General features: G+C 61.5%; 14 protein-coding genes. 8 read left to right on the forward strand and 6 right to left on the reverse strand.

The genetic code is table 11. The annotated features are described in order from the left end of the window. The first annotated feature begins 7 nt into the window (after nt 1–7). Nucleotides 8–316, forward strand: a complete 309-nt coding sequence (locus tag HX898_RS15260) for a hypothetical protein (protein ID WP_138330303.1) — start codon at nt 8–10, stop codon at nt 314–316. Nucleotides 317–441: 125 nt separating this feature from the next. Here the strand turns inward: HX898_RS15260 and HX898_RS15265 are convergent, their stop codons facing one another. Both HX898_RS15265 and HX898_RS15270 read right to left on the reverse strand, forming a co-directional pair. After that, the gene (locus tag HX898_RS15265; protein ID WP_138386855.1) at nt 442–1,827 is read right to left on the reverse strand and encodes an MFS transporter; all 1,386 of its coding nucleotides are present in this window, start codon (nt 1,825–1,827) and stop codon (nt 442–444) included. Nucleotides 1,828–2,023: 196 nt separating this feature from the next. After that, nucleotides 2,024–2,971 carry a dihydrodipicolinate synthase family protein gene (locus tag HX898_RS15270; protein ID WP_180195022.1) on the reverse strand — a complete coding sequence of 316 codons (948 nt, stop codon included), beginning with the start codon at nt 2,969–2,971 and terminating at the stop codon, nt 2,024–2,026. A gap of 161 nt (nt 2,972–3,132) precedes the next feature. Here HX898_RS15270 and HX898_RS15275 point away from each other — a divergent pair, with 161 nt between their 5' ends. The 3 genes from HX898_RS15275 to HX898_RS15285 all read left to right on the forward strand — a co-directional run bounded on the left by HX898_RS15275 (nt 3,133) and on the right by HX898_RS15285 (nt 7,418). Next, complete coding sequence (locus HX898_RS15275; RefSeq protein WP_180195023.1) at nt 3,133–4,161, forward strand: LacI family DNA-binding transcriptional regulator; 1,029 nt, start codon at nt 3,133–3,135, stop codon at nt 4,159–4,161. Nucleotides 4,162–4,316: 155 nt separating this feature from the next. After that, nucleotides 4,317–5,432 (forward strand): DNA alkylation repair protein, encoded by a 1,116-nt coding sequence (locus HX898_RS15280; RefSeq protein ID WP_138330300.1) that lies wholly within the window; start codon nt 4,317–4,319, stop codon nt 5,430–5,432. Nucleotides 5,433–5,678: 246 nt separating this feature from the next. Next, a complete protein-coding gene (locus HX898_RS15285; protein WP_180195173.1) occupies nt 5,679–7,418 on the forward strand; it encodes a DEAD/DEAH box helicase in 1,740 nt (579 codons plus the stop codon). A 143-nt stretch (nt 7,419–7,561) separates the two neighbouring features. Here HX898_RS15285 and HX898_RS15290 read toward each other — a convergent pair whose 3' ends face one another. Beyond that, nucleotides 7,562–8,461: a DMT family transporter gene (locus tag HX898_RS15290; RefSeq protein WP_180195024.1), complete on the reverse strand. Its 900-nt coding sequence runs from the start codon at nt 8,459–8,461 to the stop codon at nt 7,562–7,564. A gap of 469 nt (nt 8,462–8,930) precedes the next feature. Between HX898_RS15290 and HX898_RS15295 the strand changes: the two genes are divergently transcribed. The 4 genes from HX898_RS15295 (at nt 8,931) to HX898_RS15310 (ending at nt 13,549) form a co-directional block, all read left to right on the forward strand. Continuing rightward, the gene (locus HX898_RS15295) at nt 8,931–10,340 is read left to right on the forward strand and encodes a circularly permuted type 2 ATP-grasp protein (RefSeq protein ID WP_138330298.1); all 1,410 of its coding nucleotides are present in this window, start codon (nt 8,931–8,933) and stop codon (nt 10,338–10,340) included. Continuing rightward, nucleotides 10,340–11,281 carry an alpha-E domain-containing protein gene (locus HX898_RS15300; protein WP_003561792.1) on the forward strand — a complete coding sequence of 314 codons (942 nt, stop codon included), beginning with the start codon at nt 10,340–10,342 and terminating at the stop codon, nt 11,279–11,281. The genes HX898_RS15295 and HX898_RS15300 overlap by 1 nt, the downstream gene beginning before the upstream one ends. Before the next feature lie 12 nt (nt 11,282–11,293). Beyond that, complete coding sequence (locus HX898_RS15305; protein ID WP_138330297.1) at nt 11,294–12,118, forward strand: transglutaminase family protein; 825 nt, start codon at nt 11,294–11,296, stop codon at nt 12,116–12,118. 369 nt (nt 12,119–12,487) lie between these two features. After that, entirely contained in the window at nt 12,488–13,549 is a 1,062-nt protein-coding gene (locus HX898_RS15310) for an HD domain-containing phosphohydrolase (protein WP_180195025.1), read from the forward strand. 79 nt (nt 13,550–13,628) lie between these two features. Here the strand turns inward: HX898_RS15310 and araD are convergent, their stop codons facing one another. From araD to araD1, 3 genes are all read right to left on the reverse strand, one after another. After that, nucleotides 13,629–15,368, reverse strand: coding sequence for an L-arabinonate dehydratase (gene araD / locus HX898_RS15315; RefSeq protein WP_180195026.1), 1,740 nt, complete (start codon nt 15,366–15,368; stop codon nt 13,629–13,631). Between the two features lie 61 nt (nt 15,369–15,429). Continuing rightward, nucleotides 15,430–16,863 carry an aldehyde dehydrogenase family protein gene (locus tag HX898_RS15320; RefSeq protein WP_180195027.1) on the reverse strand — a complete coding sequence of 478 codons (1,434 nt, stop codon included), beginning with the start codon at nt 16,861–16,863 and terminating at the stop codon, nt 15,430–15,432. Nucleotides 16,864–16,932: 69 nt separating this feature from the next. Beyond that, nucleotides 16,933–17,928 (reverse strand): AraD1 family protein, encoded by a 996-nt coding sequence (gene araD1 / locus HX898_RS15325; protein WP_180195028.1) that lies wholly within the window; start codon nt 17,926–17,928, stop codon nt 16,933–16,935. Nucleotides 17,929–18,014: the final 86 nt, after the last annotated feature.

Consider the following 18,014-nt stretch of genomic DNA (forward strand, 5'->3'; position numbering starts at 1 on the left):
AAATACCATGTCCGTTCTTCATAAAACCATGGCGACGGGCCTGATTGCGCTGACCTTTGCCGGCGCCTCGCTCGCCACCGCCACCACTGCCGATGCCCGTCCACGCGATGCCTTCTGGGGCGGCCTTGCCGCCGGCGTCGTCGGCGGCGCCCTGCTGTCGGAGGCCGCCCGTCCCGCTTACCCTGTTTACCCTGCCTATCCTGTTTATCGCCCCTATCCCGTCTATAGGACCTATTACCGGCCGTCCTATTGCCATATCGAATGGCGGCACGATCGCTGGGGCGAGCCTTATCGCGTCAAAGTCTGCCCGGAATAGGAAAACCGCATCCGGCGCCGCTTGACCTCCCGGCGGCGCCGACCCAGTGCCCTCAACGACGACCAAATGAAACTGGCGGATTTTCATCCGCCAGCTCAAAGTCGATCAGACCGTATTTTCAATCGTTACGGAGAAAGCTCCTCCAGTACGCGGTCCTTGGTTTCTATCGCAAACAACATCGTGATGATTGCACCGACGATCAGAATGGCTGCGAAGCTCGCAAAGACATACTGGATGCCCATGGAAGACATCACCGTACCGACGAGGATCGGGCCGGCCGATGATCCCAGGCGAAGCCAGGCGCTGCCGGTTCCGGTTCCCAATGCCCTGAGGCGCGTCGGATAGATCTCTGCCGAGTACAGGTAAAGGGAGAATGTGACGGTCTGGACGATCGCATAAGCGAGGCCGGCTAGAACCAAGACCTGGATGGGAGAGGTCGCGCCGAGCCATGCCAGAGCCAGCAACGGCACGGGAGCGAGAAGCAGCGCACCGGTGTACCAGCGCTTGCGTCCCACCTTGTCGATGAGCAGCGCGCAGATGACGGCGGCGATCACGCCTCCGACCGACGTCAGGAACCCATAAAAGATGCTGGTTTGAAGCGGGAGGTTGAAGACCTGTCGATACAGGGTCGGCAGCCAGGTGATCGTACCGTTGGCAACCGTATAGGCGGTAAACCACATGGCCCAGATGGAAAGCGTCCGCTTCAGGTAAATGCCCTGGAAGAGCTCGCGCCAGTCCGACTTGCGGCGGACCGGCGCCTGGATGAGCTTCGGTTCGGGCAATTCCTTGCCGGCTGCACGAGCACTTTCTTCCATGCGGGTGACGATAGCGTTTGCTTCGCCATAGCGGCCGTTGGCAGCTAGCCAACGCGGTGATTCCTTCAGGAACCAGCGCAGAGGAACCATGATGATTGCGGGAACGAGACCGACGACGAACATCGCCTTCCAGCCGTAAACCGGCACCAAGAAGTAGCCGATCAGCCCGGCGCCGACGAGGCCCAGCAGGAACATGACCTCATAGAGGAGGAAGAACTTGCCGCGCCCCTTCGATCCGATCAACTCGTTGATATAGGCGCTGGCGACCGGGACCTCGCCGCCGGTGCCGATCCCCTGGACGAAACGGAAGGCCATCATCATGCCGGCCCCGGCAGCAAACAGGCATGCGACATCCATACTGACGAAGAGCAGGATGGTGAACAGAAGAACTTTCAGCCGGCCGATCTTCTCGGCGAGCCAGCCAAACAGGATCGCACCGATCAACTGCCCCAGATAGCCCATCGACAGGATCATGCCTGTCTGTGAAGGGGTCAGGCCCCACTCGCGCACGAGGACGGGCATGGCATAAGCGATGGCGATGACCGTGTAGCCGTCGAAGAACGTTGCGGCGCCGACGATATTGCGCGCCCAGAATACCTCGCGGGTGATGGGAAGGCGCTCCAGACGAGCGCTGATTTCGGCCTGAGGATCAGCGACAGTCGCCGTCTCAGCCGGCATTGGCTGCATGACATTCATTGGTTCCTCCTTCTCGCCCCGTGGCCTACCACTCTCCCGGCCAGGGGCGCTCCTGCTTGATGGTTGCTACTGCGCGTCAGTTCGTCCTGTCAGAGCAATGGCCTTCAAAGACGTTCAAGTCTGCCTCGGCGGGTTTCCATGGTTTCCTCCTCCCTTCGGAATGCGCCCCTGCGACCTGCGCAGGGGCGTCAAGAGGTCACTCGGCAGCCAGCAACTGGTCAACGCGGCCAATACCGGCGGCGTCGAAGGCAGCAAAGATCTCTGCTTCGGCCTTTTCGCCAAGGTTCTTCAGCGGCTCGCGGATCGTGGCGTGATCAAGGATACCACGGTGGACAAGGCCGAGTTTCAGGGCCACGGTGCCTTCCATGTGAGAGCCGCGGTGATAGACGGCACGCGTCACCGGAAGAAGGCGTTCGAAGATCTTGCGCGCTTCCGGATAGTCCTGCGCCTTGCCAGCTTTGATCAGGTCGATCAGCAGTTCCGGCGCGATATTGCCATAACCGACGAGCAGACCGTCGACATCGAACATGGTTGGCAGCAGCCATTCATCATGGCAGCTCAGAACCTGCAGCTTTGGATTGGCCTTCTTCAGCTCCGGAATTTCGACATACCAGCGCTTCATATTGCGCACGCCGTTCTTGGTGGCGACGACGCCTTCCTGTATGGCAATCGCAAGCTGTGTATCGAGATCGTATGATGCCTTGGTGGCGTCGGGATATTGGAACAGGATGCACTGGAGGCCAGACTCCTGCCAGATTGCCTTGTAGCGATCCTGAGGCGCTCCCTTCTGAAAGCCGAAACGCAGCCAGCCGTGGTTCGGATAGACGAGTGCGCCGGTGGCACCAGCCGCCTTGCATTTCCTGGCCTCTTCAGCGGCGACCCTCGTGCCTTCACCGGTAATCCCGGCAATGATCGGAACGGCACCGTCGACCGCTTCGACATAGGTGCGGATGAGAGCAAGGCGCTCCTCTTCCGTGAGGAAGGTGCCCTCGCCGGCATGGCCGAGGATGACGAGGCTTTTGACGCCTTCCATCGAGACCAGCCATTTGGCGATTTTGGCATTGGCTTTGTGATCAATTTCACCGTCGCGGGTGAAAGCGGTAACGGGGGCCGGGCTCAGCCCGCGCATATCCATCGGTTGCATATTGGTCTCCTCCTTCGTGCAATCGCGGTTCGCTCGCGATCGGTATAGGATCGTTTACGGGAACGTTCCCACTATCGTTCTCGAATTCTCTGGAGTCAATATCTTTTTTGAGGCATGCTGGAGAGCGGCGGCTCAATGCCGACTCGAATGGAAAAGGCTCAATGAATTCAAAGACGGATGAAGTTCAGGGGCAGACCCGTGTCACTATTCACGGCGTCGCTGCCGCAGCCGGTGTCTCCAAGTCTACCGTGTCCCGCATTCTCGACGAAAGGCTTCCCCGCTCCGACAGCGAGACCGCGCGTCGCGTGCGCAAGGTTGCCGAAGAGCTGGGATACGTTCGGGACGTTTCCGCAGCGAGCCTTAGGCGTGGCAACACAATGACAATCGGGGTGATCGTGCCCAGGCTGACGGATACGGTCATGGCCATGCTTTACGAAGCACTGGCCAAGGCCTGCAACCGTAGTGGCCGCTTCGCGATTGTCGCAACGACCGACGACAAGCCAAAGGCAGACCGGCTTGCGGCCGAGTCTCTGCTGAAGCGCGGTGTCGATGGATTGATTCTTTCGACGGCGCGGGAAGACGATGACTTTCCGGACGAGCTGGCAAAACGCGGTATTCCCTATGTCCTGGCCCTCCGGACGGATGGCCACAGCCTCTCGTCGGTCGGCGATGACAGGCTCGGTGGTTACCTCGCGGCCCGCCATCTCCTCGATCTCGGCCATCGCAAAATTGGCGTCATTGCCGGTCCATCCTATGCCTCCAGTTCGCGAGGCCGCGTGGAGGGTTTCCGCCACGCCCTGGAAGAGGCTGGACTGAATGCAGATCCCTCATACATCATTCCCTCGACATTCGGCATTGAGTCCGGTGCGGTAGCCGTCGAAACCCTGATGCGTCTTAGTCCGCGCCCAACCGCTGTTTTCGCCGTAAACGACAATACTGCCATCGGCGCCTTGTCGGGACTGACGAAACTTGGCCTTTCCGTGCCGCAGGACATCTCGATCGTAGGCTATAACGACATTCCGATTGTCAGCCACCTCCCCACGCCGCTGACGACGTTGCGGGTGCCGTTCGAGCAAATTGCGTCAAACGCCCTTGATCTTCTTGCCGGTGACAACAGTCCTGCCGACGAGCGTATTCGGATCTCGGCCCCAACCCTTATTCCAAGGAAATCGACGGCACCGATACGCTAAAGCTCGCGCCACACGCATACCCCCACTATCTGCACACGATTGCTCGAGTGGGTGCGATCACTCTATTCTCCGATAGCAAATCGCCAGATGTTTCGCAGACCATGCTGCCCTCATTCGGCCGGCATGCGGTGGTCGCATAAAGAGGAAGGACCAGCATGCCGGAACCGCTCAAGAACTTGCTGCATGAAACATTGGTCGGCGATATGGCCGATCGTATTGCCGGCAACGCGCAGATCTTCGATAAAAACCGCTTCGTGACGCTGGCGACCGAGGGCCTCTCCGCGCTGGAGCTGATGGAGCGGTCGGCGCTGATCCGCGACGCGCTGTTTGCCACGCTTCCCGGTGATTTCCGGGAGGCCGCAGCCATTCTCAAGGCCAGCCTGCCCGCCGCCGGCAGGCCGGGGCTCTCAGGCTGGATGCTGCTGCCAGTCAATCAGTTCATCGCCGCACGCGGCCTTGATCACTTCGATCTCGGTCTCGATCTCCTGAAGGCGCTGACGCCGCATTTCACCGCCGAATTCGGCATCCGCCCCTTTATCCACCGCGACCAGCAGCGCGCGCTGGCCATCGTTTCAGGCTGGGTCGACGATCCCGACCAGCATGTGCGCCGGCTGGCGAGCGAGGGAACGCGGCCGCGCCTGCCCTGGGCGATGCGCCTGCCGCAGCTCGTGAAGGATCCGGCGCCGATCCTGCCCATCCTGACCGCGCTGATGGATGATCCGGAGGATTATGTGCGCCGATCCGTGGCCAACAGCCTGAACGATGTCGCCAAGGATCACCCCGATCTGGTCGCCGCCTTCATCGCCGGCCATATCGACGGCGCTTCCTCCGAACGCCGCTGGCTGCTGAAACATGCCTCGCGCACGCTGCTGAAGAACGGCCACGCGCAGGCGCTCGCCAATTTCGGCTTCGCCGCCAGCGATTCGCTCGAGTGCGAACTGCGGCTCGTAAACGGCGAGGTGATGTTCGGCGAAGGGCTGGATTTCGAAATCCGGGTGACGAATGCAGGCGAGCGAGCGCAGTCGCTGATGATCGACTACGCCGTTCACCATGTGAAGAGCGACGGTTCGCTCTCACCCAAGGTGTTCAAGTGCAAGGCGATAATGCTCGCTCCGGGGCAAAGCCATACAATTGAGCGTCGCCACGCCATGCGGCCGATCACGACGCGGCGTTATTATCCAGGCGAACATCGCATCGCCATCCTCGTCAACGGCGCGGAGACCGCATCGCAAAGCTTCGTCCTCGTCATGCCCTCACCTGACCAAGGCTGAGGCTTTCTTGTGCACCGCACTTGACTTTCCACGCGAACTAGCCCAAATGCGGGTCAGCTTTCACCCTTCCGGCCGCCGCGTGAGCGTGCCCCTGCTGAAAAATACAGATGCAGGAAGAAGGGACAAAAGCGCATTTCGATAGAGCGCCGCACTCCCATGAGCGGCCAGAAGCGCTGGAAAGCTTTTTCCAACTCACAAGTTCCCACTTCACGCGGGGTTCTTGACGCCAGAATGAAACCGGATCGCATGGTGCGTTCCGGCGATAGTCATTGTGGCGCCCCGAAAGGTTATACCTTGACTAATTTTGAATCGCTTGGTGTCTCCAAGCCGATCGTCGCTACTTTGTTCCAGCTCGGCATCGAAACGCCGACGCCGATCCAGGAACATGCCATTCCTCTCCTCCTCGAAGGCCGCGACCTGATCGGCCTTGCCCAGACCGGCACCGGCAAGACCGCTGCTTTCGGACTGCCGCTTATCGAAAAGCTGCTCGCCGATGAACGGCGCCCCGACAACCGCACGACGCGCACGCTGATCCTTGCGCCGACCCGCGAACTGGTGAACCAGATCGCCGAGAGCCTGAAGAAATTCATCCGCAAGTCGTCGCTGCGCATCAATGTCGTCGTCGGCGGCGTCTCGATCAACAAGCAGCAGCTTCAGCTTGAAAAGGGCACAGATATTCTCGTCGCCACGCCCGGCCGGCTGCTCGACCTCATCAATCGCCGCGCGATCACGCTGACTGCCGTTCGCTATCTCGTGCTCGACGAAGCCGACCAGATGCTCGACCTCGGCTTCGTCCACGATCTGCGCAAGATCGCCAAGATGGTGCCGAAAAAGCGTCAGACCATGCTGTTCTCGGCGACCATGCCGAAGGCGATCGCCGATCTTGCCGGCGAATATCTCGTCGATCCCGTCAAGGTCGAAGTCACGCCTCCAGGTAAGGCTGCCGACAAGGTCGAGCAGTACGTTCATTTCGTCGCCGGCAAGAACGACAAGACGGAGCTGCTCCGCAAGTCGCTGACCGAAAACCCCGATGGCCGCGCCATGGTCTTCCTGCGCACCAAGCACGGTGCCGAGAAGCTGATGAAGCATCTCGAAAACATCGGCTATTCCGTCGCCTCGATCCACGGCAACAAGAGCCAGGGTCAGCGCGAGCGGGCGCTGAAGGCCTTCCGCGACGGCAGCATCAAGACGCTGATCGCCACCGACGTCGCCGCCCGCGGCATCGACATTCCGGCCGTCAGCCACGTCTACAACTACGACCTGCCTGAAGTGCCCGACGCCTATGTGCATCGCATCGGCCGCACGGCGCGTGCCGGCCGCGACGGCATCGCCATCGCTTTCTGCGCTCCCGACGAAGCCAAGCTGCTGCGTGATATCGAGCGCCTGATGGGCATCGACATCACTGTCGCCAGCGGCGAAGCGCCGGCAAACATCGGCGGCGGCCCCCGTCGCGCCAACGGCAACGGCAACGGCAACAACCGCAATCGCAATGGCGGCCAGGGTCGCGAAGGTCAGGGTCGTGGCGAAGGCCGTGGCGACCAGAATCGCTCCGAGCATCGCGGCAGCCGTCAGGAACGCCGCCCGCGCCGCGAAGGTGAAGGCAGCGAAGTCCGCGCCGGCGGCGAGGAGCGTCGTCCGCGTCCGGAGCGCCCGACCAGCCGCAACGAGGACTTCCGCGGTCAGCGCCGCGGTGAAGCGACCCCGGATCTCGGCCCCGACAACGATCTGGCCTCGACCTCCGATTTCCGCGCCTCTGCAAAGCCGCAGCGTCCGGCCCATCACGGCGCCCATGCCAATGGTGAGCCGAGCGGTCATCACCGCGGCAACAGCCGCCATGCCCACGGCCGCCCGGCCCGCAAGCATGGCGAGGACCGCGGCCCGCAGCAGGCCCAGGCCGGCGAACCGCGCCGCGACGGCAACGGCGGCAATCGTCGCGGTGGCTCCGGCTCCCGCAACGGTGGCGGCCAGCGCCGCGAACGCGCCTGATCGTTGAACGACTGAAAAGCAAAAAGGCCGGAGATCTCCGGCCTTTTTGTTATCTAGGGCACCGTGCTTTCTTTCGGAAAGCACGGTGCGAGGATTGAAAGAGTTAGAGCGTCCTTTGGGCGTCCGAAAGGCCGCACGGCGCTCTAAACCTCCGCAGGCCTATGCTCGCTGAACGCCTTGCGGTTCGTGAGATAGACGCCTGTTACGACCACCACGGTGCCGACGATCAGCGGCAGGGTCAGCGGTTCCCCGAAGGCGATGAAGGCTTCGAGAGCAACCGCCGGCGGCATCAGGTAGATCAGCGAGGCGGCGCGTGACACCTGACCCCGGCGGATCAGATAGAGCAGCAGCCCGACGCCGCCCATCGATAGACCGAAGACCGACCAGGCCAGCGCGCCATAGGCCTGCGCGGCGCCATCGAAATGCTGATGCTCGAAGACCAGCGACAGCGGCAGCGTGAGGATCAGCGCGCCGACATATTGCAGGGTCGCGATGGTTCGGAGGTCGCCGGCTTGCAGGTGTTTCTTCTGATAGAGCGTGCCGTAGGTGACCGACGCCATGGCGACGAGATTGATCGCCAGCGGCAGGGCGGCATGCGTGAGATCGGCGGTCGCCGGATCGAGCAGCTTCGGCGAAATGGCGATGGCAATGCCGACGAAGCCAAGGGCAAGGCCGAGTTTCTGTGCCTGCTGCAGCCGCTCGCCGATGAGGAAGGGAGCGGCCATCGCCGTCAACAGCGGCTGCAGCGCCGCGATGATGCCGGATATGCCGGCCGGCACGCCGTTGGCGATCGCCCACCAGAGGCCGGCGAGATAGAAGCCATGCAGGAAGAAGCCGGAATAGACGGCGCGCAGCGCCGCCGCCCGGCTCGGCCATTGCGCCCGCACCACCAGGCAGAGCGCCAGGAATGCCGCCGCCGACAGCGCGTAGCGTATCGAAAGAAAGGTGAAGGGCTCGGAATGCAGCGAGGCGTATTTCGCCACCACCCAGCCCGTGGACCAGAGCAGGACGAAGACGGCGGGGGCAAGGCGATCGAGGGACATGGAGCGGCTCGGGAGAGAAGAGGTGCCGTGCTGATAGCCCTACCCGGCCGCCGCCGTCAAAGGCGAAGCGTTGATGCTAATCTGAAATTTCGCTGATGGCAGGGATCCAGTGGCGGTCGCGCCAGCCGGCGGTTGCCCGCGCATGACCATATTCGACCGCCTACAGCGCCGCGCGTCTTTTCGAGAGGCGCAAAGGACGTTGTAGCACTTTCATTGCGGCATAATTTCACCCTTAAAGCGGAGTCGATTTAAGGGTGAAATTATGCAGTAGACCGAACGAAAAACAATCACATGCTCAGATTTTGCGCAAGCATCGAGATCCACTATCCGCCATGCCGCACCGCATCACTTTAAATGCCCAGATTTTCACCCGTTTCCCGCAGCGCAAAATCTTTTCCTCGAAATGCGCATGGTTCTTGCATTGCCATTTGCGTTGTATTCAAATGAACAAAAAAGGGGAGCCGAGCCTTTGGCATTTGATGAAATGATTACCGGGGACGAAAGTTCTCGCCCGCCTTATGAAAAATACTTCGAGTGGTACAACAGCCAAGACCGGGCGCATCTGATTGCCAAATCCCGCGATGCGGAAAACATCTTCCGGAAGACCGGCATCACCTTCGCGGTCTACGGCCATGCCGACAGTTCCGAAAAACTCATCCCCTTCGACATCATTCCCCGCATCATCTCCGCCCGCGAATGGCGCAAGCTCGCCCAAGGCATCGAGCAGCGGGTGATCGCGCTTAACGCCTTTCTCGACGATATCTACCATAAGCAGGAGATCATCCGCGCCGGCCGCGTTCCGCGCGAGCTGATCGAAAACAACGTCACCTTCATCCCCGAAATGATCGGCTTCCGGCCGCCCGGCGGCGTCTACACCCACATCGTCGGCACCGACATCGTGCGCACCGGCGAGGACCAGTTTTACGTGCTGGAGGATAATGCCCGCACGCCCTCCGGTGTCAGCTATATGCTGGAAAACCGGGAAACCATGATGCAGATGTTCCCTGAGCTCTTTCACGAGAACAAGGTGCAGCGTGTCGAGGATTATCCCTATCTGCTGCGTCAGAGCCTCGCCTCGCTCGCCCCTCCCGGCTGCAAGGGCAAGCCGCGCGTCGCCGTGCTGACGCCGGGCATCTACAATTCCGCCTATTACGAGCATTCGTTCCTCGCCGACATGATGGGCGTCGAACTGGTCGAGGGCGCGGATCTGCGCGTCATCGACGGCAAGGTGAAGATGAGGACAACACGCGGTTACGAAGCGATCGACGTGCTCTACCGCCGCGTCGACGACGACTTCCTCGATCCCCTGACCTTCCGGTCCGATTCCGCGCTCGGCATTCCCGGCATCATGGATGTCTACCGCTCCGGCAACATCACCATCGCCAATGCGCCGGGCACGGGCATTTGCGACGACAAGGCGATCTACTCCTATATGCCCGAGATCGTCGAATTCTATACCGGCCGCAAGGCGCTGCTCGAAAACGTGCCGACCTGGCGCTGTTCGGAAGCCGACAGCCTGAAATATGTGCTGGAACACCTGGAAGAGCTCGTGGTCAAGGAGGTGCACGGCTCCGGCGGCTACGGCATGCTGGTCGGCCCGACGGCGTCGAAGAAGGAGCGCGCCGATTTCGCCGAGAAGCTGAAAGCCAAGCCGAACAATTACATCGCCCAGCCGACGCTGTCGCTCTCCACCGTGCCGATCCTCGTCAACAAGGGCATCGCGCCGCGCCATGTCGACCTTCGCCCCTATGTGCTTGTATCCGACAAGGTACAGATCATTCCGGGCGGGCTCACCCGCGTGGCGCTGAAGCAAGGCTCGCTGGTGGTCAATTCCAGCCAGGGCGGCGGCACCAAAGACACTTGGGTATTGGAGGACTGATGCTCGGAAGAACAGCAAACGGCCTCTACTGGATGTTTCGTTACATCGAGCGCGCCGAAAATATAGCCCGCCTGATCGATGCGGGGTTGCGCATGTCGCTGACCCGCAGCAGCACCGGCGATGACAATTGGGATGGCGTTCTACAAAGTGCGGGCGTGCGCGAGGCTTATGACGAAGGCCACAACAAACTGACCAACGCCGACGCGATCGACTATCTCCTGCGCGATCGCACCAATCCGTCGAGCGTCATGTCTTGCATCGATTCCGGCCGCAACAATGCCCGCATGGTGCGCACGGCGCTGACGCGTGAGACCTGGGAAGCCACCAACGAATGCTGGATCGACCTGAAGTCTCTGCTCGAAAAGCGCGTCAAGGCGGCCGAAATGCCAGAGGTGATCGATGTCATCAAGCGCCGCGCCGGCCTCATTCGCGGTGCCTTCCATGGCTCGACACTGCGCAACGAGCTCTATAATTTTGCCCGCATCGGCACCTTCATCGAGCGGGCCGACAATACCAGCCGCATCCTCGACGTAAAATATTACGTGCTGCTGCCCTCAGTCTCGGCCGTCGGCTCTTCCCTCGACAATGTGCAGTGGGAATCGATCCTGCGCTCGGTCTCGGCGCACCGTGCCTATAGCTGGGCCTATGACGGCGAATACCGGGCAATGAACATTGCCGACTTCCTGACCCTCAATGTCCAGATGCCGCGCTCGCTTGCCTATTGCTACGAGAAGATCGTCAGCAATCTCGGCTATCTGGCCCAGGATTACGAGGCGCGGCTCCCTGCCCACGATACCGCGGATTCAATCCGCACGACACTGCAGACGAGGGCGATCCGGGATATCATGGATCAGGGCCTGCACGAGTTCCTGGAGGATTTCGTCTCGCGCAATAACAAGCTCGGCGCGGAAATTTCCGACGGCTACCGGTTCTATGTATAAGCGGATAACAATATGAGACTGAAGATCAGCCACCTCACCGAATACCGCTACGACGAACCAGCGCAATTCTCGCTGCAACGGCTACGGCTGACGCCGCCGACAAACGCCACTCAAAAAGTACTCGGTTGGGCCCTGAAGGTCGAGGGCGCTACGCCGGAGGTCGAATATGACGACCAGTACGGCAATCACGTCAATCTGGTCTCGCTGGAAGGCGAGCAGGACGTAACGCGTATCCTCGCCGAAGGCGAGGTCGAGACAGGGGATAACAACGGCGTCACCGGCCCGCATACCGGCTTCTGCCCGCTTTGGCTCTTCCTGCGCGACACGCCGCTGACCAAGGGTGGCAAGCTGGTGAAGGAACTGATCAAGGGCGTTGGTGGCGATAACGAGCTTGCCCGCATGCATGCGCTGATGGCGGCGATCCACGAAACGGTCGATTACAGGCCCGGCACCAGCAATACCGAGACGACGGCCGAGCAGGCGCTGGAGAGGAAGAGCGGCGTCTGTCAGGACCATGCGCATATTTTCATTGCCGCCGCCCGCGCCCTGCAGGTGCCGGCGCGTTACATCTCCGGTTATTTGATGATGGAGGAAAAGATCGAACAGGCGGCGACCCATGCCTGGGCAGAGGCGCATATTCCCGGCCTCGGCTGGGTCGGCTTCGATCCCGCCAACGAGATCTGCCCGGATGCCCGTTACATCAGAGTCGCCTCCGGCCTCTGCTATCGTGATGCCGCGCCGATTTCAGGCATGCGCATCGGCACGCCGGGCGAAACGCTGTCGGTCACCGTGAAGGTCGAGGATGGCGGACAGATGCAAAGCCAGAGCCAAAGCTGAGCCGGGCATACAGACAGCTTTACCGCACCCTGCGATAGGGCCGATGGAATAGCTGCCGAACGCGCCGCGAAACAAACATGTTGGACTTGAATATAGAGCCCGGCGGTCCCGAAATTTCGCCTGCTTCCGGCACGTGGCGCACGTTATAATTGCCGTTCGTCAATTTTTTATTGCAGACTAAACTCTATTTTAAGGCCGCAGGCACAAGCTTGTCTGCGGCGACGCCTGGTGTATTTCGGCAGGCGCCGTTTAAGAAGCGGCATGATGCAGGCTTTCATGGTGATGTTCAGCTGCCGGCACGGATGAGGCGACGAACGCGCCCTCCGATGAGGGCAGCCTGTTTGTTTCTGGGATTTAACGGGATCGTCCATGCCACTTCTTATCGTCGACGACAGCGAATCCAGCCTTCTCGCCCTTGAGACCGCCGTCCGTGGTTTCGCCGGCTGTGCGGTCGAAAGCTTCACCAATCCGCTCGAAGCCCTCGCTCGCTGCCAGGCCGTCGATTTCGACGTCGTGCTGGTCGATTATATGATGCCTGACATGAACGGTATCGAGATGATCCGCAGGCTGCGCCGTCAGCCGGGCTATGAGGATGTGCCCGTCGTGATGATCACCTCGCAGGCGAAGCGGGCGGTTCGGCTGGAAGCGCTGGAGGCCGGCGCCACGGATTTTCTCGCCAAGCCCTTCGACCCGTTGGAACTGCAGGCGCGCGTCCTCAATCTGATGGCCCTGCATAAGGCCCAGCTGGCGCTTGCCGATCGGGCGAAATCGCTCGACATGGCCTTCCGTCACGCCACCGAACAGGCCGACATGCGCGAACAGGAGATCATCTGGTGCCTTGCCCAGGCGATGGCCTCACGCGATGGCAACACGGGCGACCATATCGAGCGTGTCGCCAATGTCGCCGAGTTGATCGCCGAAGGCCTCGGCCTCGACCGCATCCAGCGGCGCAATATCTATCTCGCCGCGCCCCTGCACGATATCGGCAAGATCGCCATTCCCGACGCCATCCTGCAGAAGCCGGGCAAGCTCGAGCGGCACGAGATCGAACGCATGCGCGAGCATGTCCCGATCGGTGTCGCCATTCTTGCCAACAGTTCCGCCGAGCTTTCGCGCGTCGCAACCGCCATCATCGCCGGCCATCATGAGAAATGGGACGGAAGCGGCTATCCCAAGGGCCTGTCCGGCGACGCAATCCCGATCGAAGCCCGCATCGTCGCTGTCGCCGACGTCTTCGAAGCGCTCTGCTCCGACCGGCCCTACAAGCAGGCATGGCCGATCGAGCAGGCCTACGAGGAAATCATCGCCTGCAGCGGATCGCATTTCGACCCCGCCTGCGTCGCCGCGTTCCGCCGCAAATGGCCGGCGATCCGCACACTCTTTGAACACGGCGCCGACGAAGACCACTGCATGGCGGTGTTGAACGGCTGATTGCCATCGGCCGGGAAGAACAAGAAAAAGGCGGGGCAATGCCCCGCCTTTTCATCTATTTCAGTCTCTTTCCACCCTGTCAGTGGCTGTCCTTGCCGACAGCGTTTCCGCGACATCCCTTGAGGAAGTCGAGGTCGGCGCCGGTATCGGCCCCTTCGACATGCTGCTGATGCAGGAAGGCATAGCCTGATTTGGGCAGATCGTGGTTCGGCTGCCATTCGGCAAGCCGCCGCGCCAGTTCCTCCTCGGAAATGTCAAGATGCAGACGACGGTTCGGCACGTCGAGCTCGATCATGTCGCCGTTTTTCACGACCGCCAGCGGCCCGCCGACAGCCGCTTCCGGCGAGGTGTGCAGGACGACGGTACCGTAGGCCGTTCCGGACATGCGGGCGTCGGAAATGCGCACCATATCGAGAATGCCCTTCTTCAGCACCTTGGGCGGCAGTCCCATGTTGCCGACTTCGGCCATGCCCGGATAGCCCTTCGGCCCACAGTTCTTCATGACCATGATGCAGGTTTCGTCGATGTCGAGGTTATCGTCGTTGATCTTGGCCTTGTAGTCGTCGATGTCCTCGAACACGACCGCCCTGCCCTTGTGCACCAGCAGATGCGGCGAAGCCGCCGAAGGCTTCAGCACCGCGCCCTTCGGCGCGAGGTTGCCGCGCAGCACGACGATGCCACCCGAAGCTGTCAGCGCCTTTTCGGCCGGCAGGATAACGTCTTCGTTCCAGTTGACGACGTCCTTGACCTCGTCCCAGACGGTTTCGCCGGATACCGTCAGCGCTTCCTTGTGCAGGAGGCCCGCCTCGCCGAGGCGCTTCAGCACGACAGGCAGGCCGCCGGCATAGAAGAACTCCTCCATCAGGTACTTGCCCGACGGCATCAGGTTGACGATGGTCGGGACGTCACGGCCGCAGCGATCCCAGTCATCAAGCGAAAGATCGATGCCGACACGGCCGGCGATGGCGAGCAGGTGGATGACGGCGTTGGTCGATCCGCCGATGGCCGCGTTGGTGCGGATGGCATTCTCGAAGGCTTGCTTCGTCATGATCTCGGAGGGCTTCAGGTCGTCCTTGACCATCTGCACGATACGCCGGCCGGTCAGCTGCGCCATGACCTTGCGGCGGGAATCGACGCCCGGGATCGCGGCGTTGCCGGAGAGCGCCATGCCGAGCGCCTCGGCCATGGAAGCCATGGTGGAGGCCGTGCCCATGGTGTTGCAGGTGCCCGACGAACGGCTCATCGAGGCCTCAGCCTCGAGGAATTCGGCCTGCGTCATCTCGCCGGCCTTCACCATTTCGGAAAACTTCCACAGATGCGTGCCCGAGCCGACGCGCTCACCGCGGAAATAGCCGTTCAGCATCGGTCCGCCTGTGACGACGATCGAGGGCAGGTCGCAGGAAGCCGCCCCCATGATAAGCGACGGCGTGGTCTTGTCGCAGCCCACCAGCAGTACGCAGCCATCCATCGGCTGCCCGCGGATCGCCTCTTCCACCGCCAGCGCGGCAAGATTGCGATACATCATCGCCGTCGGGCGGAAGGTGTTTTCGGATGCCGAGAACACCGGCACCTCAAGCGGGAAGCCGCCGGCCTCCCATACGCCCGCCTTCACCTTCTCGGCGAGCTCTCTGAGATGACCGTTGCACGGGGTCATATCCGACCAGGTGTTGAGGATGCCGATCACCGGCCGGCCGTCGAACAGGTCGTGCGGATAACCCTGGTTCTTAAGCCAGCCGCGGTGATAAATCACGTCGCGGCTCGTGCCGCCGTACCATTCCTGCGACCTCAGCCTGCGCGGCCATTCCGCTTTCTTTTTCATCGTCTCTATCCTTCAGGATATCGCCGGACCGCCTCGTACGGCCCGGGTTATCGCACTTGTCTCAAGCCAGGGTGTAGGCGGTCTTGACGGTTGTGTAGAATTCGGCGGCGTACTTGCCCTGCTCGCGCGGGCCGTAGGACGAACCCTTGCGGCCGCCGAACGGCACGTGGAAATCGACGCCTGCCGTCGGCAGGTTGACCATCACCATGCCGGCCTCGGAATTGCGCTTGAAGTGCGTCGCATGTTTCAGGCTGGTCGTGGCGATGCCGGCGGAGAGCCCGAACGGCGTGTCGTTGGCGATGGCAAGCGCCTCGTCGTAATCCTTCGCCCGGATTACCGAGACCACAGGGCCGAAGATCTCCTCGCGCGAAATGCGCATCTGGTTGGTCGCTTCGGTAAACAGCGTCGGCTGCAGGTAGAAGCCGGGCGTGTCGCGCGAGATCACCTCTCCGCCGAAGGCGAGTTTGGCGCCTTCCGACTTGCCGATCTCGATATAGTCGGTATCGGTCTTCAACTGCCGCTCATCGACGACGGGGCCGATATGAGTGCCAGCCTTCAGCGCGTTGTCGACGACGAGCGTCTTCAGCTTGTCGGTGAGTGCTGCGACGAACTTGTCGTGAATGCCCTCGGTGACGATCAGGCGCGAGGAAGCGGTGCAGCGCTGGCCGGTCGAGAAGAAGCCGGAATTGGCGGCGGCCTCGACGGCGACGTTGAGATCGGCATCGTCAAGCACGACCATCGGGTTCTTGCCGCCCATTTCCAGCTGGAACTTGCGGTTATGCTCGATGGAGGCGGCGGCGACGCGCCTGCCGGTGCCGGTGGAACCGGTGAAGGTGATGCCGTGAACGTCGGGGCTTTCGAGCATGGCCTGGCCGACGACCGAGCCTTTGCCCATGACGAGGTTCAGCACGCCCTTCGGCAGGCCGGCGCGGTTGAGGATATCGACGATTGCCCAAGAACAGGCGGGCACCAGTTCGGCCGGCTTGAAGACGATGGTGTTGCCGTAGCAGAGCGCCGGCGCGATCTTCCAGGCGGGAATGGCGATCGGGAAGTTCCACGGGGTGATGATACCGATGACGCCGAGCGCCTCACGGGTGATCTCGACGCCGATATTCGGGCGAACCGACGGAATGACTTCGCCGGCCAGCCGCAGTGCCTCGCCGGCGAAGAATTCGAAAATCTGCGACGCGCGGATCACCTCACCGGTGGCTTCCGGCAGCGTCTTGCCTTCTTCGCGGGCAAGCAGCGCACCGAGCTCATCCTTGCGCGCCATGATCTCGTCGCCTGTCTTCTTCAGGATGACGTGGCGCTCCCAGATGCCGGAGCGCGACCAGGCTGGGAAGGCGGCCTTGGCGGCGGCAATGGCGTTTTGCGTGTCATCAGCGCTGCCGTCGGCATAGAGGCCGACGACTTCATTCGTATCCGACGGGTTGATGTTCTTCGTCGCATTCGAGCCGACCCATTCGCCGGCGATCAGATTTTGATAAATGGTCATGGGCTTAACAAGCATCCTTTACCGTTTACGAGCAAAGAGCCGGCCGCCGAATGCGGCCAGGTCTTGAATTCAGAGCTGCCTGACGGCGATCTCTTCCTCGGCGGCCACCTTCAGCGGGTTGCGGAGCGCCAGGCCGAATTCGGCAACTTCGATCTCGAAGACATCGCCCTCTTCGGTCTTGACGCCGTCGGCAAAGGAAAGGGTCGCCGTGCCGAACATATGGACATGCACATCGCCCGGAGCACGGAAGAGGCCATATTTGAAATGGTGATATTCCAGATTGGCGAAGGTGTGCGACATGTTCGCTTCACCTGATAGGAACGGCTTTTCAAAGATCACCTTGTCGCCGCGCTTGATGCGCGAGGTGCCGCGAATATCCTCAGGGGCCGCGCCGACGCGGATTTCCGGGCCGAAGCTGGCCGGGCGCAGCTTCGAATGGGCGAGATAGAGATAGTTGATCCGCTCGGTGACGTGATCGGAAAATTCGTTCGACAGCGCAAAACCGATACGGAAGGGCGAGCCGTCCTTGGCGATCACGTAGATGCCGGCCATCTCCGGCTCTTCGCCGCCGTCGAGCGCGAAGGAGGGCGAGATGAGCGGGGCGCCGGGGGCTGCGGCACCATGGCCGTTGCCCTTGTAGAACCATTCGGGCTGCACGCCCTTTTCGCCTGATTTCGGCTTGCCGTTCTCAAGGCCCATCTTGAACATCTTCATCGAGTCCGTGAGGGTTTCCTCGGCGGCTTCGGTGGTCTTCTTGTGCATGGAATCGCGCGTTGCCGCCGAGCCCAAATGTGTCAGGCCGGTGCCGGTCAGATGCAGGTGCGCGGCATCTGGATGGGTGATCGGCGGAAGGAAGCGGCCTTCCGCATAGGCCTTTTCAAGATCGACGGCATCGCCGTAGCCATGGGCTTCGATGACCGAGGCAAGAGACTTGCCGCCGTCTGCGGTTTCCATCGCCAGCGCATAGACGCTGACGGCGTTCTTGACCGACCTTGCAGCGCCGCCCTGCTCACGCACGGCGACGATGATCTCTCCGTTTGCACCCTTGATCTGTGAAATAAGCACGTCTTCGATCCTTCTCGTTTCGGCGAAGACAGGAAAAAGCTCCGCCTGTCCGGCTCCATCAGGAGCCGGAATCCATCATTCATAGG

This window comes from Rhizobium sp. WYCCWR 11128, from assembly GCF_013416305.1.
GTDB lineage: Bacteria > Pseudomonadota > Alphaproteobacteria > Rhizobiales > Rhizobiaceae > Rhizobium > Rhizobium indicum.